This is a genomic window from Microvirga arvi, from assembly GCF_016892765.1.
GTDB classification, from domain to species: domain Bacteria; phylum Pseudomonadota; class Alphaproteobacteria; order Rhizobiales; family Beijerinckiaceae; genus Microvirga; species Microvirga arvi.
This window is the reverse complement of record NZ_JAFEMD010000010.1, coordinates 24,725-44,165: the sequence shown is the minus strand read 5'-3', so window position 1 is coordinate 44,165 and position 19,441 is coordinate 24,725. Positions and strand designations below refer to the sequence as shown.

The following is a 19,441-nucleotide window of genomic DNA, read 5'->3' as shown; positions in this document are numbered from 1 at the left end:
GCCACCCTTGGCGCCGGGGTAAAGGGCCAGGGAGCCGAGCCCTGGCGCCCTGTGCCCATTATTGAACGGTCAGGCTCGACACCGCTTCGCGCTTGATGACCGGAGGCGGATTCCACTTGCCAGTAAGGGCCGCTGACGTTGGGGCGTAGAGCCTCATCGTCAGGTTGAACGGTCCTTTCGGCGCGGGCAGCCAATTGGCCTCCTTATCCTTGCCTGGACTTTCGCTCTGGAAGTAGAGGTCGAGCGATCCGTCCGCATTGTACTTGAACGGCATCCAGCTGCTCACCGCGAAGCGGTTGAGGCTGTTCGGAACCTGAAAGCCCTCCGGGTCGTAGAGCGTGATCGACCAGAAGGCTGCGGCCGGAGGCGTTTCGCCCTTCTCGAAGTGGATCGAATACTTGCTGGCGCCATCGAGCGGTCTGCCGGTGTCGTCGAATAGGTTGAGCGGATAGATCGCATCCTCGGGCAGGTTCGCGCCAAGACCGAGTTGGGTCACGATGGCCCGCTTGAGGTAATAATTGCCGTACACGCCCATCGTGTCGGTGTTCATCGACCAGCCGTTCGCGACGCGGGCCAAGGTCTTCACCTTCCATTCCATGAGCTGCTGGGCGCTTGCCTGTGCGGCATCGAGAGCCGTCCTCACGACCGGGTCAACCTTCTCGACGTCGAAGCTCTTGCCCGCCTCGATGCCGATCCGCTTCATGCGGGCGAGAATCGGCTCGTCGGTTGGGTGGGGGCCGTTGACCTTCAGGAGGTCCGCCGCATAGGTGAAGTACTTGCTGGCCGGCATCGTGTCGACCTGCACCTTGGGCGGTGTCTTCATGTCGATGCTCGGGTCGATCTTCACTTCGGGCGCTCGCGGGCTCTTGCCCCAATCCGATAAGGGAGTGACCTTGAACCCGGCCTGGATCTTGTGCACGGCGTCGTAGTCGGCCGCGCCATCGGTCTTCGTGCGGCCGATGATCCAAACATAGGGGGTCGGAGCCTCGATGCGCGTCGTCCCGGCGGGCAGCCGGAACTCCTCGACAAACCTGTCGCGCAGATCGGGGCGCCAGCCGGGTGGTGCGATGAGGAACTCGCCCGCCTGTGTCCCTGTCGTGCGCCAGCCCGGCGACGCGAATACGTCGGTCCACATGTCGAGCATCGGCAGCAGGTAGTAGCGACCGCCCGTGTCCGGGACCGAGACCACCATGGGCTCCTTGGTGAGATCCAGGTACGAGACTGAATAGAGTGTGTCGAAGTTCGGTCGAACTACGGCCTTGTCATCTGCGGCCGGATACGTCGGCACGTTGCTGAACATGTTCATCGGACCGCTGCCGAGCGCCTTGCCGGGTTCGCGGTTGGTGAGTTGTCTGCGCGTCACGTCCATGGTGACGAGTGGATAAAAATATACGTAGGCTTCGACAGCGATGTCCCGGGCTTCCTGTTCGGTGATGGCATAGGCGCTTGTCGCCGCCCCTCCGATCCCGAGGGCGCTCGCCAGAACTGCTGCGCTGAATAGCTGAGCGGAATCTTTGCGAAATCGAGACATGGATGTTCGCTCCTGAAATGCGCTCATGCATCCGGCTTCAAAGCCGACATGGCTTGCCAAGGTGTCGAGCGGCTCGGATGGCGCGCTGCGATGTTACTGCTTCAACGCGCACCGTCGGCCTTACGCTCATCGCGTCGGCAGCTTAGCATCGTTGCCTCTTCAGGCAGATCGGGGTTTTCCCTGAATGTCGCGGCGAAGAACCCTGAATCGTTGTGTCGCAATTCGCCCTGCGATCCGAGGTGGCGCAGCCGACCGGCTGTTGAGCGGACCCGCCATCGAGAGCAGCGAGCTTCGCGAAAAGGCGGCTCATGGCACTCCACCAACCAAGGAGCCTGGCTCCCTTCGGCGCTTAAGAGCCGACATTTGCGGGCTTCCGTCGAAGAGAGCCGGGCAACTATAAAGCAGTTGCAGGCCACGCGAGACGCCAAGACTGGCTGAGAAAAAGAAAAGGGCCGCGTCCAGTCCTATTATTTGGACTGTGTTCACGACCCTTAGAACCCGTATTTGCCCCTACGGAGCATCCGGCATATCGAGCTGAACCAAATCATTCAATAGGTGGAAACCCCTATCTCTGGCTCAGACTGCTAAAATGTCGCACCAAGCATTCGACCAAAGACGAAGACAGGTTCGGTTTTGTGTGAGCAGGTAACAAATGTCGGATTTGTTATATTTGCCCCTACAGATCCGTAACTTAAAGCGCCGTCTTCGGACAGGCGCTTTTCTTTTTTGAGATCTGGATTCACTTCGACTGCGCGAACGCGGTCAACTGGATTCAAGCCGATCCTGGGAAGGGCTGGAGCGTCATGCGCCACACCGGCTACTGCATCGGCGGTAAACTTGTGGCCCGCATGATTGATACGGGCATCGCGACACGCATCAGTGCGGGTGACTGCTTCTAGATCCCGCCAAGCCATGGGCATACGTTGAAGGCAACAACCGAACCAAACCGATTTTGTTCGCGCTGCCTGAACACCTGCACTGACGCGCTAATTAGTGAGGGTTGGCCAAGGATGATTCCTGCCTCGTGCTAGGCGGTGAAGGGGCTGACCATATCAGATGGAAACTCTGAGGGGCGAAGCTCAATCCTCCTTGAGCGTCTGGCCGAGCTGACAGAGGCCATAGCCTTCCGGAGGATCGACTTGACGTGTTCCTTCACAGCAGCCTGATCCATTTCAATGGCAACAGCAATTTCGGCATCCTGCTTGCCGGCTGCGATCAGGAGAAGGATTTGAGTCTCCGGATCAGAGAGCGACTGACACAGAGCTTGGTTTTCGTTTGCCGTGGATAGTGTTTCGTCTGCGCTCATAGGCTCGGTTCGGTCGTCCAACTTGGCCATGAATCCCCCCTCAACAGGATTAACCCATCGTTAACATTTGTCTCTTGCGGACAGGCAAATTGCTATTGCGCTTCGGAGGTAGGAGGCTGCCCTTTTGCTTTTGGTTTCACTAAAGCATCGGATCCAAAGCTGGAGTCCACTTTCGGGGTCAAATCCGATGCTTTCTTCTTGGATGAGAGCATCGTTGATGCGGGAAAACCGGATCCACTTTCCGCACGATGCTCTAGGAAAACAGCGCCTCGCACCAGCGTTGATGCTGCCGGTTCCAACCCTATTTGCAGCATTGCGGCCTTTCATGATCCAGAACTCGCTCCCGGAACCGTTGGACTGGTTGGCCGTGGCGCTGGTCGAACTCTCCCTTGGGCCTTGATCAGCGCCTTTCGATCGATCAGGCTGCCGGTGGTCTCCTTCGACCCCAGTTTTCAAGAGGATCCGTGGATGCAGAGCCGGCGTCTTAGCAAGCGTTTGCCGTCGCTCCTTGAGGGGCGCATCAGGCTTGAGCCGCAAGGCCTGCATCTTCCTTGCACCATTCGCGACCTATCGATGACAGGTGCGCGGCTTTGGCTGCCCGGAGCGGTTGACCTCCCAGAGGAGTTCGAGCTGGAGATCCCCATCCTGGAACAGGCCGTAGCGGTGCGCTTGATGTGGTCTGAGGCAAAAACGTATGGCGTGATGTTCCTGGGAGAGCTCCACCCGCCGGCTGACGATGCAGGCCTTCGTCTTCTGGAGCAGCTTCGAACTCCTTCGAAATCAAGCTGACATGGCATATCCCATGCCTGCATGAGGAACCAGTTTCCTCCTGTCAGGAGGCATCGTGTTGCCGTTCGATTTTGCAGGCCATGTCCAGGAGCAAAGGCGATAGAGGCTGCCGAAGCATGTCGCTGTATATGGTCTGGAGATTTGTACTTATACGCTCTTGGGCGGCGGCCTGGATTTGGGACCAGAGCTCATCCTCCCTCCATGCGAGAGGGACCAAGATAAGCTCACCGCTTTGCCAATCGTCGACAGCTTCATCACGCATTTCACACCCTCCGACCGGCTCTGTTGCAAGCTTGCCAAAGTAACTGTGTTAATCGAGGGTCGTTCCAGACGGGCCCATCAAATATTCTAACCTATGTTAAAAGCGTGAGCTGAAGGGCCTAATCGTGATCGTAGGCGGTGTCGCGGGAATGAGGGAGAATGGCATGAAGGGGCGAAAAGAGATTTTCCCTTCCGCCAACTCTAGGAAGGTTCCTGCTCAAATCCGCTCCGAGCCTGCGCGCGGGCAAGCGTATCCACGCGCTCGTTATCGGGGTTGCCGGCGTGGCCCTTCACCCAGACCCAGCTCACCTGCCGGGTGGCGGCGAGTTCCGCAAGCTGCTGCCAGAGCACCCGATCCTGCACCTTGTGGCCTTTGATCGTGCGCCAGCCGCGTGATCGCCACCAGGGCAGACGCTCCGTGATCCCTGCCACGACTGCCGCGCTGTCCGTGTACACTATGGCTCGGCTGCCAGGCGGCAGAGCCTCCAGGGCGTGGATCACGGCCGTCAACTCCATAGCTGTTATGGTGGTGGCGGGGTGTGAGCCCAGAATGATCCGTTCCGCTTGCCCGATGAGGATGATGGCCGCCCAACCTCCGGGGCGCAGGGCGGCCTTACCGATGCAGGCTCCGTCCGAATAAATGATAGCGTGGGGTAGCATGGAAGGGCGGAACTTCCGCTGATTGAGCGCGGGTCAACTAACCAGTGATGTGGAGAAGGCTACTTCCCGGCGGCTTTCCGCAGCGCCTCATTGATTCTGTCCTGCCAGCCTGGCCCGTCCTCCTGAAAGAAGTCCAGGACGTCCCGGTCAATGCGGAGGGTGACGGCTTCCTTGGCGCCAGGAATGGAAGGCTGCTTGGGCGCGGGCTCCGCCGGCGGAGCTGTCGCCTTCTTGAAGACAGCTTCAGCCGTCTTCCATGGGTCACTAGGCCTGCGGCCTCCTGTGGGTGACTTTGACATAGATGTTCGCTCCGATATGCGCTGGTCGCTCAGTGAGCTGTACCCGTCTCGACTTGAACCGCTACCATCAAATCGAGATCGCGCCGGTGCAGGCTCACCGCGCCGGGGGCTCTGCCCATAGTAAAGAATGCGACAGCAGTACAGGCAAGCAGGATCAAGGGGCGAACACACAGCAACAAGGTCGAACCTCCGAAACGGGAGGCGACTTGGAGCCGTGCGGGTGAAATAAACCTTGCCGGAAGGGTGGGCTGAAACCCTTTCCCGGCTATTCACAGGCGGATATTTTTCGAGCGATTGTGGGAACCAGATGCCTTGCGTGGATTCGATCGAGGCCGCCGAGGCTTTGGCCGATCGGTTCGTTGCTCCTGCCCGCTTTGCACCGGTCCGCGCTATGGCGGCTCAGAGATGCCGTTCACCAGCGCGCTGTTTGCCCGTTCCGGATCATTTCGTGCAGACCCTGTTTTAGGTCGTTTAGGTTGCGAGTGGCCGGATTCAGACATCGAACCTGAAACCCTTAGCGCGTAAGGGGTTGTGGCTGGTGGCCAGAGAGGATCGAACTCTTGACCTCTCCCTTGCCAAGGGAGCGCTCCATCACAGTCCGTTCTTGAAGAAGCCGATACGGAAAGTTGATCACAAATGCTCAGAAGCAATTGAAGCGCTTCATCCTGTGACACAGAGATTCTGCATTGTGACATTGTGCGAAAAGCTGAAGTAGACCCAGTATCTTAGACTGGCTGGGGGACCTGGATTCGAACCAAGACTAGCGGAGTCAGAGTCCGCTGTTCTACCATTAAACTATCCCCCAACTAAGCTATTGATGGCATTGGCCTTTTCGGAAAAGTTTTTCAATCCGAGGCCAAAGTTTTCAATCAACGTCGCTGGTGGCGGTGAGATAGGGGGCTTTTCGTGTGTCGTCAAGCCTCCAAATGACCGGCCCGGCCTCCCTGGTTCGCGCAAGGCATAATCTGGAGATCTGAACCCGCATAAGGGTCAGGACAAGCCGGATGACGATGGCCGCCCCTGCTGCAGGTCCTCCCTCTCCTGAGAGGCCTGGGGTCGCGTGCGTTGCCGCACTGCCTGCTCCTACGGAAGAGGTAAACGGATAAGGCCCCGCTTCGAACGATCGGCAGCCTCTATCACTATAGTGTTGCCTTTTGAATCTGTGGATTTTATTGCAGGGATGTTGGGGTGACTTAACGTTAGTTTATTCAGAGGGATGGGTCTTTTATGGCGACGAGAAGAGTTAACAGCGAAGGTGTGGCTGTAGGAACGTCCAGCAGTGACAAGGTCTATGGCGACAACCGCGCCAATGTTCTTGCCGGCGCCGGGGGGAATGACACCCTCTGGGGGAAGGGCGGGGTCGATATCATCGATGCCGGATCCGGCAATGACAAGATCGATGGGGGAACCGGGAACGACTTTCTCAGCGGCGGTCTGGGACAAGACACGCTGATCGGCGGCGCCGGCTATGACTATTTCGGTTTCGATACGAGGCCGTCGGGCAGCAACATCGACGTCATCGACGATTTCAGCGTCAAATACGACTCGATTGCCCTTTCCAAGAAGATCTTCAAGATCTCCGCCAATTCCAAAGGCTACATCTCGTCATCCGCTTTCTGGACAGGTTCCAGCGCTCACGATTCGAACGATCGCCTCATCTACGATAACAATACGGGTGCCCTTTACTACGACGCGGATGGGACAGGACCGAAGGCTGCGGTACAGTTCGCCCAGCTTGATGCGAACCTCAAGCTGACCTACAAGGATTTCGGCATGCTGTAGGCTCGAGTGAAGCCGGATTCGTCCTCGCGCCGGATGCGGCCAAACCTCGTGCTACTCATCCATCGCGCCGCCTCCGGGCGGCGTTTCCATGTCGAGGACCGTTCGGGCGGCCGCCTCATCCTCCGCATCTGCCGCGTCAGCTGCGATCCGCTCATAGCGGTCGAGGGCCCCCTGCAGGATGTAGGCGGCGGCCATTTTGTCCACCGCGTCCGCCCGCTTGGCGCGCGAGGCATCCGCGTCGAGGAGCGTGCGGGTCACCACCATGGTCGACATGCGCTCGTCCCAGAACAGGACCGGCAGGGGCAGGAGGGGCTTGAGGTTGCGTACGAAGGCGCGGGTGGCCTGGGAGCGGGGGCCCTCCGTGCCGTCCATGTTGAGCGGCAGGCCGAAGACGAGCCCGCCGACTTCGTAGCGGGCAGCGAGATCCTTGATGCGTCCCACGTCGGGCGTGAACTTCACCCGTTTGATTGTCTCGAGCGGCGTCGCGATCCGCTGCTCCACGTCGGACAGGGCTAGGCCGATGGTCTTGGTGCCGAGATCGAGGCCCATGAGGCGCGCGCGCGGGGAGAGGGCGTCGATGAAGGCGACCAGTTCGTCGTCCTTGGAAATCATGGGTTTCCTCCTGGTCCAGCCTGCCGGAATACAGCCAGTATAGAGGAAGTCGCCCTGCGTCGAGATCAGGCGGCGCGGCTGGCCAAGTCGGGGGAGGAGGGAGCCGGGTTCGTGGTGCCGACTCTGGACGGCAAAGCTTCCCCAGTGCTTTTGAACAGGTGGCAGAACTCGCGGGCAAGGTCGAGGCTCACAGTGCCGCCCACCTCGTGCCGTGCGTCGCCAGGCTCGCGGACAGTGAGACGGCGGCCCTGGCCTGCATCGACGTAGAGGAGATGGTTCTCCCCCAGTTCCTCCACCAGCTCGACCCGGCCGGTGAGAGCGCCTTCGGGGCTGATCCTGACATGGTCGGGACGAATGCCGAGCGTAATGCTCTCGCCCGTGGCGACGCCGTGCGGCAGGACAGGAACAGAAACGCTGCCGCCGCCGGGCAGGCTCACAAGCACCTCGTCCGGCCCGACGCCGGCAACACGACATTCGATGAAGTTCATCTGCGGCGAGCCGATGAAGCCCGCGACGAACAGGTTGGCCGGACGATGGTAGAGCTCGAGCGGCGAGCCCACCTGCTCGACGCGGCCCGCGTTGAGCACCACGATGCGGTCGGCCAGCGTCATCGCCTCGACCTGATCATGCGTCACGTAGATCATCGTCGCGCGGGTGTCGGTGTGGAGCTTGGCGATCTCGATGCGGGTCTGCACGCGCAAAGCCGCATCGAGGTTGGAGAGCGGCTCGTCGAAGAGAAACACCTTCGGGTCGCGCACGATGGCGCGGCCGATGGCGACGCGCTGGCGCTGGCCGCCGGAGAGCTGACGCGGCTTGCGGTCGAGCAGCGCCTCGATCTGCAGCAGGCGCGCGGCCTCGCGCACCTTGCGGTCGATCTCGGCACGGGAGGACTTAGCCAGCTCCAGGCCGAACGCCATGTTGTCGTAGACGTTCATATGCGGGTAGAGCGCGTAGGACTGGAACACCATGGCGATGCCGCGCTTGGCGGGCGCGAGGTCGTTCACCCGCTCTCCGCCGATGGAGAGGTCGCCCGCCGTGATGTCTTCGAGCCCTGCGATCAGGCGCAGGAGCGTGGACTTCCCGCAGCCTGAGGGGCCGACGAACACGACGAACTCTCCGTCGCGGATGTCGAGATCGACCCCGTAGATCACCTTCGCCTTGCCGAAGGATTTCTGGACATTCTTGAGGACGACATCAGCCATTGTGCAGCATTCCCGACTAGCCCTTCACCGCGCCCGCCGTGAGGCCCGCCACGATCTTGCGCTGGAACACGAGCACCAGGGCGATGATCGGCAGGGTTACGATCACGGATGCCGCCATGATCGTGCCCCAGGGCAGCTCGTAGGCGGTCGAGCCGGTCATGAGGGCGATGGCGGGCGGCACGGTGCGGCGCTCGTTGGTGAGGGTGAAGGTGAGGGCGAAGAGAAACTCGTTCCATGACACGATGAAGGCGAGAAGCCCCGTCGTCACCGCGGCCGGCGCCATGAGCGGCAGGAACACGCGCCGCACCACGATCCAGGGTGTCGCCCCGTCGACGAAGGCCGCCTCCTCGATCTCCTTCGGCAATTCCCGCATGAAGGTGGTGAGCACCCAGATCGTGAAGGGCAGGGTGAGCATGAGATTGGCGAGGATGAGACCGGGCAGGGTGTTGTAGAGCCCGAAGCTGCGGATGAGCTCGAACATGCCCGACAGCACCGCGACCTGCGGGAACATCGAGACGGCCAGGATCGTCATGAGCAGGAGCGCGCGGCCGCGAAAAGCGATGCGCCCGAAGGCGTAGGCTGCCGTGATGCCGAGGCCCAGCGATACGGCGACCACGGAGCCTGCGACCATGATGGAGTTGAGGATGTTCCGGCCGAAGGGCTGCCGGTCGAACACGGCGACATAGTTCGAGAGACTGAGCCGCTCCGGCAGGTAGGCGACCGAGAACAGCTCCGCGCCGGAGCGGAAGGACGAGATGATCGCGTAGTAGAACGGAAAGATCGCAAACAGGCCGATGGCGATCACGAGGAGCCAGAAGCCGATGCGGGTCAGGGCCTTCATCGCGGATCCTCCCCGAGCCGCACGCGTCCTGCCGCGAGCGTCATGACGGTGAGAAGCGCAATGATGAGAAAGATCAGCGTCGAGGCGGCGGAGCCAAGGCCGACCTCCTGGAAATCCACGAGCTGCTGGCGCGCATAGACCGACATGGAGGCCGTGTCCTTCGCGTTCGAGGTCAGGACATAGATGAGATCGAAAACCCGCAGCGCATCGAGCGCGCGGAAGATGATCGCGACCAGCAGGGCAGGCTTGATGAGCGGCAGCGTCACGCGGAAGAACACGCGCACGGGATGCACGCCGTCGACCTTCGCAGCCTCGTAGATATCGCTGGGGAGCATCTGCAGGGCCGCGAGGATGAGGAGTGCCATGAACGGGGTCGTCTTCCACACATCGACCATCACCACGGTCCACAGCGCCGTATCGGGATTTGCGGTCCAGGTGATCGGTGCCGCGATCAGGCCGAGGCGCAGCAGCATGTCGTTGATCACGCCGAACTGGTCGTGCAGCATCCAGTTCCACATGCGGGCCGAGACCACGGTCGGGATCGCCCAGGGAATGAGAATGATGGCGCGCATGATCCCGCGCCCCGGGAAAGCGGCATTCAGGATCAGCGCCACGATGATCCCGAGCACGGTCTCGATGGAGACCGATACGAGGGTAAACCACACCGTATTCCATACCGAGTGCCACCAGTCGGGATCCGTGAGCAGCCCGAGCCATTCGCCGTCGTAATTGGCAAGGTAGTTCTCGAACCCGATGAACTCGTAGTCGCTTAAGGAGTTGAGATCCGCATCGGTGAAGCTGAACCAGATCGTCCGCGCCAGGGGCCAGCCGGCGATGAGCGCGAGGATGATCAGGCTTGGTGCGATGAAGAGCCACGCGGCCCGGATGCGCGAGCGTGTCAGCGATGAGCGGCGTCCCTGCACATGGCTCTGCACCGGAACGCCGGTTTGCGCGACGGCACCGCTCATGCTTATTGCCAGCCGTTGCGCTTGATCCGCTTCAGGTCACGGTCGAGGCGGTTGAGCGCCTGGGCAGGCTCGGCCCGCTTCGACAGCACCTGATGCACCGCGTTGAAGAACTCGGTCGAGACCTTGTTGTAGTTCTGGCCCGTCACGGTGGCGGGGCGCGCCACCGCATTGGTGAACACGTCCACGAGATCGCCGATGAACGGGTTGGCCCTAGCGATGTCGGAATCGCTGTAGAGCGACACGATGGTCGGGTTGAAGGAGCCCTCCACCGCGCGGCGCTTCTCTTCCTGCGGTCCTGTCAGGGTCATCACCAGATCGGTCGCGGCCTCGGTGTTCTTGGAATACTTGGAGACGGCGAGAAGCTGTCCGCCGAGCGTGCCCGCATGGCGCCCGTCCGCGTCGCCCTTCGGGAGGGGCGCGATGCCGACCTTGCCCTTGATGGTGCTGTCCGCTCCTTGAGCCAGCGCCCAGGCATAGGGCCAGTTGCGCATGAAGGCGGCGTTGCCGGCCTGGAACACGCCCCGGGATTCCTCCTCCGTGTAGTTGAGCACGCCCTCGGGCGTGATGGTGCCGACCCATCCGGCTGCCGTCTTCAGGGCCTCGGCAGCCTTCGGGTTCTCGATGGTGATCTCGCCCTTGTCGTCGACGATGGCGCCGCCGCCGAAGGAGGCGATCCATTCGAGCGCATTGGTCGTCAGGCCCTCATAGGCACGGCCCTGCCAGACATAGCCCCAGAAATCGCCGCGTCCCTCCTTGCGCTCGCCCTCCTGGATGAGGCGGGCTGTCTCGGTGAGGTCGGCCCAGGTCTGCGGCACAGGGCGCTTGTACTTGTCGAGGAGGTCCTGGCGGTAATAGAGCAGGCCCGCATCGGCGAACCAGGGCATAGCCATCAGCTTGCCGTTGACGCGGCTCGTCTCGACCATGGCGGGCAAGTGGTCGTCGATCGTGCCCTGCGCCTTGGCGGTCAGGTCGGTGAGGTGATCGGCCAGGATGCCGGTCCAGACCACGTCGATCTGGAACACGTCGATGTCGGCGGCGCCCGCGGCAAGAAGCTGCTGGTAGAGGGCGAGACGCTCGGTGGCGGAGTTCGGCGTCGAGACGATCTTGACCGTGTTGCCGGTCCGCTGAGCCCAGGAATCCACACCCTGCTTGCAGATCTCGTATTCCTTGCCGAGCGCGCTGCACGAGATGGAGATATCCACCGCCCAGGCGCCGGTGGAGGCGATGAGGCCAGCGGCAAGGCTGAGACTGGCGATCAGGCGTGGCATGGCGATCCTCCTCAAGGCTTGATGTTTATTGCTTAGCTTCTTAAAACCCGATCCTTCGTTTTGTTCCTCCGGAGCATGGTCGGCGATGACCGCTGCTCCATTTCATGATGCCACAAGCGAGGGTGCTTTCATGAAAATCACGTGGTTCGGCCATTCCGCCTTCCGGCTCGATTTCGCCGGCAAGGCCGTGCTCATCGATCCCTTCTTCACGGGCAATCCGGGTTTCGAGGGCGATAGGGACAAGATCATCGGGGGCATCTCTCATATTCTCCTCACCCACGGGCATGGCGACCATGTGGGCGATACCCTGGAGATCGCGAAAGCGACGGGCGCCAAGGTGGTCACGAACTTCGAGCTCTGCATGTACCTGGCCAAGCAGGGGCTTGAGCATTTCGATCCGATGAACACCGGCGGCACCACCGGGCAGGGGGGATTTACCGTGACCCTGGTGCGGGCCGACCACTCGTCGGGGCTCGTGGAGATGGATGTGAATTTCCCCTTGGGCAGCGCCAACGGCATCATCGTCAAGGCGCTGAACGAGCCGACCGTCTACCATATGGGCGACACCGACATATTCGGCGACATGGCCCTGATTGCCGAGATCCATAAGCCTGACGTCGTGATCGTTCCCATCGGCGACCGCTTCACCATGGGCCCGGAGGTCGCAGCATTGGCGATCCAGCGCTATTTCAGCGGCGCGAAGGCGGTCATCCCGTGCCATTACGGCTCCTTCCCCCTGATCCTGCCCAATGCGGACCGCTTCGTGGCCGCCATGGAGGGGAAGGGCATCCAGGTCGTGGTGCCGCACAAGACGGTGGGCGTGACGGTGTAAGACATAACTCTTCGCGTCATCCCCGGGCTTGTTCCCGGGGATCCACGTCTTTGCCGTGGGTTGAAGAGGTGGATGGCCGGAACAAGTCCGGTCATGACGTGGTAGGTGTCATCCCCGGCGAGCGCAGCGAGGGAAGGGGATCAACTCCATGCTCAGCGCTCTGGTTTCCCTTCCCCTACGCCGACGCTGCGGCCGGGAACGGCAGTGAGGCGCGTTATGCCCCCACATCCGCCGTTGCCCCCCGGCGCAGGCGGGTGCTATAGCCCGCGAAAGCTATTTCCAAGGGGTATGACCATTCATGTCGGTCGATGAGAAAACGGTCCGCCGCATCGCCCATCTGGCACGCATTGCCGTGACGGATGCGGAGGTGCCTCATCTCCAGGGCGAACTCAACGCGATCCTCGCCTTCGTCGAGCAACTCAACGAGGTGAACGTGGACGGCGTGGAGCCGATGACCTCCGTCACTCCCATGGTCATGAAGAAGCGCCAGGACGGCGTGACGGATGGCGGCGACGCGGACAAGATCGTCCGGAACGCCCCCGCCACGGAAGACAACTTCTTCCTGGTTCCGAAAGTGGTCGAATAAGGCGGTCGCCTTACTCGACCATCCCCGGGCAAGCGCAGCGCGACCCGGGGATCTCCCGCAGAATAAGGCGTGGATGGCCGGGACAAGCCCGGCCATGACGTCGATTAAAGAGATCCAGTCCAGTGACCGAACTGACCCATCTCACGATTGCCGAGGCCCGCGACGGCCTGAAGGCCAGGACCTTCTCCGCAGCGGAGCTCACGAAGGCCCATATCGAAGCCATCGAGAAGGCGAGGGCGCTCAACGCCTACGTGCTCGAGACGCCCGAGAAGGCGCTCGCCATGGCCAAGGCCTCGGACGAGAAGCTCAGCCGGGGCGAAGGCGGCGCGCTCGAGGGCATTCCGCTCGGCATCAAGGATCTGTTCTGCACGGAGGGCGTGGTCTCCACCGCCGGCTCCAAGATTTTGGGCAACTTCAACCCGCCCTATGAGTCCACCGTCACCCGGAACCTCTGGAACGACGGTGCGGTGATGCTCGGCAAGCTCAACATGGACGAGTTCGCCATGGGCTCGTCGAACGAGACCAGCGCCTTCGGCCCTGTGGTCTCGCCCTGGCGGCGCGAGGGTTCGAATGTGAGCGCGGGTGCGTCCGGCGCCATCGAGGGCACGCATCTGGTACCCGGCGGCTCCTCGGGCGGCTCGGCGGCGGCCGTGGCCGCTCATCTGTGCCTTGGCGCCACCGCGACCGATACCGGCGGCTCGATCCGCCAGCCGGCGGCCTTCACTGGCACGGTCGGCATCAAGCCGACCTATGGGCGCGTCTCGCGCTGGGGCACGGTGGCCTTCGCCTCGTCCCTCGATCAGGCGGGCCCGATCACCCGCACGGTGCGCGACTCGGCGATCATGCTCCGCTCCATGGCCAGCCCCGACCCGAAGGACACCACCTGCGTCGATCTGCCGGTGCCGGATTTCGAGGCGGCCATCTCCCGCGGCGTGAAGGGCCTCAAGATCGGCATCCCGAAGGAGTACCGGATCGACGGCATGTCGCCCGAGATCGAGCAGCTCTGGCATAAGGGCGCGGAATGGCTGCGCGCGGCCGGTGCCGAGATCGTCGAGGTGTCGCTGCCGCACACCAAGTACGCGCTGCCGGCCTACTACATCGTGGCGCCGGCCGAGGCGTCCTCGAACCTCGCCCGCTACGACGGCGTGCGCTACGGCCTGCGCGAGAACGGCAAGGACATCGTCGATCTCTACGAGAAGACCCGCGCTGCCGGTTTCGGCCGCGAGGTCAAGCGCCGCATCATGATCGGCACCTATGTGCTCTCGGCGGGCTATTACGACGCCTATTACGTCCGCGCACAGAAGCTGCGCACCCTGATCAAGCGCGACTTCGAGGAAGTCTATGCTCAAGGAGTCCACGCCATCCTGACCCCGGCCACCCCGTCCGCCGCCTTCGGCATCGGCGAGAAGGGCTCGGGCGATCCGGTCGAGATGTACCTCAACGACATCTTCACCGTGACCGTGAACATGGCGGGCCTGCCGGGCATCGCCGTGCCGGCCGGGCTCGATGCCCAGGGCCTGCCGCTGGGCCTCCAGCTCATCGGCCGCGCCTTCGACGAGGAGACCCTCTTCGCCGCTGGTCAGGTGATCGAGGAAGCCGCCGGCCGCATCAAGCTGCCCCAGAACTGGTGGGCGTGAGCGACGTGCATCCGACCGTTCCCATCGTCACCCTATGGGACTGGCTGCCGGCCGCCTTCGATCCGGTTCTGGTCCTCATCGCGGTCTGGCTCGGATGGAAGGCCGACCAGTTCGGCAAGGTGATGATCGTCGGCATGGTGGCCTTGGCCGTATCGGTTCTCGTGTCCTGGGCCATCAGCAGCATGGGCCTGCCCTGGATCGCGCCTGTGCGTTCGGATGCGCTGACGCTGTTTCCCGTGCGCTTCGTGGCCGCCATGATCTGGGCGAGCGGCGCCTATGCCGCCCGCCGATTGGCCAAGGGTTAGGTCTCGGCGATCCCCGCGCCGGCACCCGCCGGGTTGCCGAGCGCTGTGGCGATCTCTCCCAGGGTCGCCTTCTCGGCATCACTCACGGCCACACCTCCGAATCCGAGGAAGCCCCCCTCCTTGCCAGCCTCGGCCGATTTCCGGGCGACACTAAATAGCCAGGATTTGAAGGCGGCGGCCTCGTCGGGCGCCTTGGTGTCGAGGAGCGTCGAAACGGCGTGAAGCTCCTCGATGGCCTTGCGCTTGATGTCGGCGAACTGGCTGCCCTTGAACTGGGCCTGGAAAGATGCCTGAACCGCGTTCCGGGTCTCGGTGTTGCTGATGTCGTCGGCGACCGCCTTCACGAGCGGGTTGGCCTGAGCATTCTGCTTGGCCTCGAGCAGGGCCCAGCCGCTGGACATCGATTCCTGCAGCAGGCTCCAGAGCCCACCCGGATCGGCGGCTGTGATCGCCATGCTGGCAACCACCGGGCTTGCAACGAGGCGGGACCATTCTTCCGGGCTGAAACTCGATTTGTTCGCCATCTCATCGCTCCTGAGCTGCTGTCGGGCAGGGAAATCCCTCAAGCGAAATTGCTCAAGCTTCCGCTTGGTTCCTCAGCAGCGCACACGCGATGCAGCCAAAAGGAATGGGCCCGACCGGGGGTCAGGCCCATCCGCGCAGTGTAACGCGAGACGTGATTACTGCTTCGGGGCGGCAGGGGCGGCCGGAGCAGCCGGAGCCGGAGTCATCGGGGCAGCCGGGCTTGCCGGAGCGGTCGAGGAACCGCCGGTCGCGCCGGAACCCGTACGCGGCGCCGTGCTTTCCGTCTGGGTGGCGGTGCTGCCGGTGGTGCTCGGCTCGTTGCTGCCGCCATCATAGAAGAGGAAGGCGAGCAGACCGAGCGCGATAACAAGACCGCCAATCACGTAGGCAAGAGTGTTCGAACCACGCCCGGTGTTATCGTAGACATTGGTCTCGCGATTGTAGACGTTGGGTTCGCGATCCATGGGATCCATAGCCATTTTAAAGCTCCTTGACCGTTTTACCTCCCGAACAACGCCGAATGCGGAGAGCGGTTTCATCGCAGCGTGGCAATTATTTTCGATATCTGTGCATAAATTATTTCTCATCTTAACAATTGGGTTACCAATCTGAACGCCTGTTCATCCTGAAAGGGGGTTGACCGGTTCAAGCGCCGCTCGTACTCCGGGCTACAAACGGCGAGAGAATAAAGGCGCGAGGCTCATGAACGCTCCGGTCAACCCTAAGAAGCTCATCAAGGGCGCGACAGGCGATTGGGAAATCGTCATCGGCATGGAGATCCATGCCCAGGTGACGAGCCAGGCCAAGCTGTTCTCCGGCGCTTCGACGGCCTTCGGCGGCGATCCGAACAGCCACGTTTCCCTCGTGGATGCGGCCATGCCCGGCATGCTGCCCGTGATCAACGAGGAATGCGTGCGCCAGGCCATCCGCACTGGACTGGGCCTCAAGGCCGAGATCAACCTGCGCAGCACCTTCGACCGCAAGAACTACTTCTATCCGGACTTGCCGCAGGGCTACCAGATCAGCCAGTACAAAAGCCCCATCGTGGGCGAGGGCGAGGTCATCGTGGACGTGCCGGAGACCGGCGAAACCATTACCGTGCGCATCGAGCGCCTGCATCTCGAGCAGGATGCCGGAAAGTCGATCCACGACCTGCACCCCACCTTGAGCTTCGTCGATCTCAACCGCTCTGGCGTGGCGCTGATGGAAATCGTGTCGAAGCCCGACCTGCGCTCGGCCGACGAGGCGCGCGCCTACGTGACCAAGCTGCGCACGATCCTGCGCTATCTCGGCACCTGCGACGGCGACATGGACAAGGGCAGTCTCCGTGCCGACGTGAACGTCTCCGTGCGCCGCCCCGGCGAGGAGCTCGGCACGCGCTGCGAGATCAAGAACGTCAATTCCATCCGCTTCATCGGCCAAGCCATCGAGGTCGAGGCGCGCCGCCAGATCGCGATCATCGAGGATGGCGGAACGATCGATCAGGAGACCCGTCTCTTCGATCCCGGCAAGGGCGAGACGCGCTCCATGCGCTCCAAGGAAGAGGCGCACGATTACCGCTACTTCCCCGATCCGGACCTGCTGCCGCTCGAATTCGACCAGGCCTATGTGGACGATCTCGCCCAGCACCTGCCGGAACTGCCCGACGAGAAGAAGGCCCGCTTCATGGCCGATTACGGCCTCCAGTCCTACGACGCGAGCGTTCTAGTGGCCGAGCGCGCCTCTGCCGACTTCTTCGAGGAGGTAGCGAAGGGCCGCGACGGCAAAGCCGCCGCGAATTGGATCATCAACGAATTGTTCGGCCGCCTGAACAAGGAAGGCAAGGACATCTCGGAGACGCCGGTCTCGGCCGCGCAGCTCGGTGCCATCATCGAGCTCATCGGCGAGAACGTGATCTCCGGCAAGATCGCCAAGGACCTGTTCGAGATCGTGTTCACCGAAGGCGGCGACCCGCGCGAGATCGTGGAAAAGCGCGGCATGAAGCAGGTGACCGACACCGGCGCCATCGAGAAGGCCGTGGACGAGATCATCGCCGCCAACCCCGACAAGGTAGAGCAGGCGAAGGCGAAGCCCACGCTGCTCGGCTGGTTCGTCGGCCAGACCATGAAGGCCACCGGCGGCAAGGCCAACCCGCAGGCTCTCAACGAGATCCTGAAGAAGAAGCTCGGGATCGAGTAGGGCCATTGGCCATCCCGGCGGATCGCGTCCGCGCCCGCCGGGGCTCTTGCAGAGCACCAACCCCATGACCTCGCAGCCCAACCCCTTCGCGCCGCACTGGCTGATCCGCGACATCGTGATCGGCTCCCATCGCTCCGCCGTTGGGCCGGGCGGGCTGCTCTTCGTCGGCGACTCCCTCATCGAAGGGTTCTACTGGAACCGCCTCGGTTCGCTGCCCGTGCTGAATGCCGGCTATTCCGGCATCTGGACCGAGGCCCTGGAGCCGAGGGTGCCGATTCTGCTCAATTCCGCCGAACCCAGCATCGCGGTGCTCCTCGTGGGCACGAACGATGCGAAGAAGGACTGCACCGAAGAGAGCCTTGATCGAGTGACGGCACATTTCGAAGCGATCGTCCGCCATTTCGAATCCGCCGCCGTGCCGGTGGTCGTGATGACACCGCCGCCGATCGAGCGGGGAAAGCGCCTCACCGGTTTCTATTCGTCCGAGGCGATGGCTTCCTTCAGCCGTCGAATCGTGCAGATTGCCGACGGCCGCGCCGCTGCCATCGTCGATCTTCAGAACGTTTTTGGCGATAGGCAAGGAGGCGCGCGCGAAGGGACCACCACCGACGGCATCCATCTGTCCGCGGAGGCCTACCGGCATCTGCATGAGGTGCTCAACCGAGAGATCACTGAACTGACGGATCGGAGAGACAATTCATGATCGAAGCTCATCGATCCGCAGGCGATCATTGGCCGTTTCTGGATGTCCTGCGTCTTGGCGCAGCGTTGCTGGTGCTTTTCGGCCATACACGCGGGCTCATCTTCGTCAGCTTCCAGGACGTCGCCCAAGCGGATCTGGCGACGAAGGCCTTTTATTTTCTCACCGGCATTCACCGGGAGGGGGTGGCGATCTTCTTCGCCGTCAGCGGCTTCCTCGTCGGCGGCGGCGCGTGGCGCGCCATCAGTGCAACCCGGTTCAATGCGCAGTCCTATTTCGCCAGCCGCTTTGCCCGGATCTATGTCGTTCTCCTGCCGGCGCTGGCCCTGAGCCTGCTGCTCGATTGGATCGGTCGGCAGTATATGATCGACACGCGGTTCTTCGGCGAGCGTCCCCTGCAGCCGATCGGCGTGACGTCAGGCTGGAGCTGGGGGCAGATGGCCTGCAACATCGCCGCTGTGCAGGGCATTTTCTGTAAGCCGCTCGGATCCAATCCGCCGCTCTGGTCGCTCGGCTATGAATGGGTTTTTTATCTCGTCGCCCCCGTCCTGTTCGGCATCTGCCTCGCGAAACGTCCAAGCGCCATCAAGATTGTGGCCGTCACGCTCCTTTTTCTGGGTATATCCCATCTTGCAGGCGGGTTGCTGAGCTGGGCCCCTTGGCTCGTCATCTGGCTCGCCGGGACTGCGGCCGCGCAGGTGGCGCGCGAACGCGACATGCCGCTGATCGTCGGGCTCTCGGGACTTGCCGCAATGGGGGTGGGCTTCGTCATCTCCCGCCTTCAGGTTCTGCCGCCCTTCGGCACCGATCTCATCGTCGGACTCGGAACGGGACTCGCGATATCAAACCGGAAGCTGCTGGCTTGGTGTCCCTTGGCAGGTCCGGTCCGCACAGGCGCGGATTTCTCCTATTCGCTCTACCTCATCCATGTGCCGATCACGGTTTTCGTGGGCGGCATCTTTGAACGGTTCGGATGGCCGCCGGCCTTGGTTCCTCCAGGAGCCGCCGCTTATTCGGCCTTCGTAGGACTCGTGTTTGCAGCACTCGCCGCCGCCTTCATCTTCTCCCTCGTCACGGAACGTCACACCGACAGGATCCGCCGCCTGCTCAGGGGAAGAGAGGCTGGTGCCTCAGCGTTGCCGACAGCGGCCTGATCTCT

General features: G+C 62.3%; 20 protein-coding genes and 1 tRNA gene. 9 read left to right on the top strand and 12 right to left on the bottom strand.

Annotation, left to right across the window (positions count from 1 at the left end; genetic code table 11):
* Positions 1–58: 58 nt before the first annotated feature.
* Both ILT44_RS08295 and ILT44_RS08290 read right to left on the bottom strand, forming a co-directional pair.
* On the bottom strand, positions 59–1,531 hold the full coding sequence (locus tag ILT44_RS08295; RefSeq protein ID WP_204239111.1) for a DUF1254 domain-containing protein: 1,473 nt from the start codon (positions 1,529–1,531) through the stop codon (positions 59–61).
* Between the two features lie 1,027 nt (positions 1,532–2,558).
* Positions 2,559–2,867, bottom strand: coding sequence for a LuxR C-terminal-related transcriptional regulator (locus tag ILT44_RS08290; protein ID WP_204239110.1), 309 nt, complete (start codon positions 2,865–2,867; stop codon positions 2,559–2,561).
* Positions 2,868–3,035: 168 nt separating this feature from the next.
* Here ILT44_RS08290 and ILT44_RS08285 point away from each other — a divergent pair, with 168 nt between their 5' ends.
* Entirely contained in the window at positions 3,036–3,626 is a 591-nt protein-coding gene (locus tag ILT44_RS08285) for a PilZ domain-containing protein (protein WP_204239109.1), read from the top strand.
* A 462-nt stretch (positions 3,627–4,088) separates the two neighbouring features.
* Here the strand turns inward: ILT44_RS08285 and ILT44_RS08280 are convergent, their stop codons facing one another.
* From ILT44_RS08280 to ILT44_RS08270, 3 genes are all read right to left on the bottom strand, one after another.
* Positions 4,089–4,547, bottom strand: coding sequence for a ribonuclease H family protein (locus ILT44_RS08280; protein WP_204239108.1), 459 nt, complete (start codon positions 4,545–4,547; stop codon positions 4,089–4,091).
* Between the two features lie 59 nt (positions 4,548–4,606).
* Positions 4,607–4,846: a BrnA antitoxin family protein gene (locus ILT44_RS08275; protein ID WP_204239107.1), complete on the bottom strand. Its 240-nt coding sequence runs from the start codon at positions 4,844–4,846 to the stop codon at positions 4,607–4,609.
* A 731-nt stretch (positions 4,847–5,577) separates the two neighbouring features.
* Positions 5,578–5,651 (bottom strand) — tRNA-Gln (locus ILT44_RS08270).
* A 422-nt stretch (positions 5,652–6,073) separates the two neighbouring features.
* On the opposite strand from ILT44_RS08270, the gene ILT44_RS08265 reads away from it, so the two are divergent.
* On the top strand, positions 6,074–6,628 hold the full coding sequence (locus tag ILT44_RS08265) for a calcium-binding protein (RefSeq protein WP_204239106.1): 555 nt from the start codon (positions 6,074–6,076) through the stop codon (positions 6,626–6,628).
* Between the two features lie 51 nt (positions 6,629–6,679).
* On the opposite strand, the gene ruvX is transcribed toward ILT44_RS08265, so the two are convergent.
* The 5 genes from ruvX to ILT44_RS08240 form a co-directional block, all read right to left on the bottom strand.
* Positions 6,680–7,240, bottom strand: a complete 561-nt coding sequence (gene ruvX, locus ILT44_RS08260; RefSeq protein ID WP_204239105.1) for a Holliday junction resolvase RuvX — start codon at positions 7,238–7,240, stop codon at positions 6,680–6,682.
* Between the two features lie 65 nt (positions 7,241–7,305).
* A complete protein-coding gene (locus tag ILT44_RS08255; protein WP_204239104.1) occupies positions 7,306–8,442 on the bottom strand; it encodes an ABC transporter ATP-binding protein in 1,137 nt (378 codons plus the stop codon).
* 16 nt (positions 8,443–8,458) lie between these two features.
* Positions 8,459–9,283 (bottom strand): carbohydrate ABC transporter permease, encoded by an 825-nt coding sequence (locus tag ILT44_RS08250; protein ID WP_204239103.1) that lies wholly within the window; start codon positions 9,281–9,283, stop codon positions 8,459–8,461.
* The gene (locus tag ILT44_RS08245; RefSeq protein WP_204239102.1) at positions 9,280–10,251 is read right to left on the bottom strand and encodes a carbohydrate ABC transporter permease; all 972 of its coding nucleotides are present in this window, start codon (positions 10,249–10,251) and stop codon (positions 9,280–9,282) included. Before ILT44_RS08245 ends, ILT44_RS08250 begins: the two co-directional genes overlap by 4 nt.
* A 2-nt stretch (positions 10,252–10,253) precedes the next feature.
* Positions 10,254–11,519, bottom strand: a complete 1,266-nt coding sequence (locus ILT44_RS08240; protein WP_204239101.1) for an ABC transporter substrate-binding protein — start codon at positions 11,517–11,519, stop codon at positions 10,254–10,256.
* Positions 11,520–11,649: 130 nt separating this feature from the next.
* Between ILT44_RS08240 and ILT44_RS08235 the strand changes: the two genes are divergently transcribed.
* From ILT44_RS08235 to ILT44_RS08220, 4 genes are all read left to right on the top strand, one after another.
* Positions 11,650–12,351, top strand: a complete 702-nt coding sequence (locus ILT44_RS08235; RefSeq protein WP_204239100.1) for a metal-dependent hydrolase — start codon at positions 11,650–11,652, stop codon at positions 12,349–12,351.
* A gap of 298 nt (positions 12,352–12,649) precedes the next feature.
* A complete protein-coding gene (gene gatC / locus ILT44_RS08230) occupies positions 12,650–12,937 on the top strand; it encodes an Asp-tRNA(Asn)/Glu-tRNA(Gln) amidotransferase subunit GatC (protein WP_204239099.1) in 288 nt (95 codons plus the stop codon).
* A 122-nt stretch (positions 12,938–13,059) separates the two neighbouring features.
* Positions 13,060–14,574, top strand: coding sequence for an Asp-tRNA(Asn)/Glu-tRNA(Gln) amidotransferase subunit GatA (gatA, locus tag ILT44_RS08225; RefSeq protein ID WP_204239098.1), 1,515 nt, complete (start codon positions 13,060–13,062; stop codon positions 14,572–14,574).
* Positions 14,571–14,879, top strand: coding sequence for a hypothetical protein (locus ILT44_RS08220; RefSeq protein ID WP_204239097.1), 309 nt, complete (start codon positions 14,571–14,573; stop codon positions 14,877–14,879). Before gatA ends, ILT44_RS08220 begins: the two co-directional genes overlap by 4 nt.
* Here the strand turns inward: ILT44_RS08220 and ILT44_RS08215 are convergent.
* Both ILT44_RS08215 and ILT44_RS08210 read right to left on the bottom strand, forming a co-directional pair.
* A complete protein-coding gene (locus ILT44_RS08215; RefSeq protein WP_204239096.1) occupies positions 14,876–15,403 on the bottom strand; it encodes a hypothetical protein in 528 nt (175 codons plus the stop codon). The genes ILT44_RS08220 and ILT44_RS08215 overlap by 4 nt on opposite strands.
* Positions 15,404–15,559: 156 nt before the next feature.
* Positions 15,560–15,883 (bottom strand): LPXTG cell wall anchor domain-containing protein, encoded by a 324-nt coding sequence (locus ILT44_RS08210; protein ID WP_204239095.1) that lies wholly within the window; start codon positions 15,881–15,883, stop codon positions 15,560–15,562.
* 223 nt (positions 15,884–16,106) lie between these two features.
* Between ILT44_RS08210 and gatB the strand changes: the two genes are divergently transcribed.
* The 3 genes from gatB (at position 16,107) to ILT44_RS08195 (ending at position 19,436) form a co-directional block, all read left to right on the top strand.
* Positions 16,107–17,582 (top strand): Asp-tRNA(Asn)/Glu-tRNA(Gln) amidotransferase subunit GatB, encoded by a 1,476-nt coding sequence (gene gatB / locus ILT44_RS08205; protein ID WP_204239094.1) that lies wholly within the window; start codon positions 16,107–16,109, stop codon positions 17,580–17,582.
* A gap of 64 nt (positions 17,583–17,646) precedes the next feature.
* Positions 17,647–18,285, top strand: coding sequence for an SGNH/GDSL hydrolase family protein (locus ILT44_RS08200; RefSeq protein ID WP_204239093.1), 639 nt, complete (start codon positions 17,647–17,649; stop codon positions 18,283–18,285).
* The gene (locus ILT44_RS08195; protein WP_204239092.1) at positions 18,282–19,436 is read left to right on the top strand and encodes an acyltransferase family protein; all 1,155 of its coding nucleotides are present in this window, start codon (positions 18,282–18,284) and stop codon (positions 19,434–19,436) included. The genes ILT44_RS08200 and ILT44_RS08195 overlap by 4 nt, the downstream gene beginning before the upstream one ends.
* Positions 19,437–19,441 lie beyond the last annotated feature (5 nt).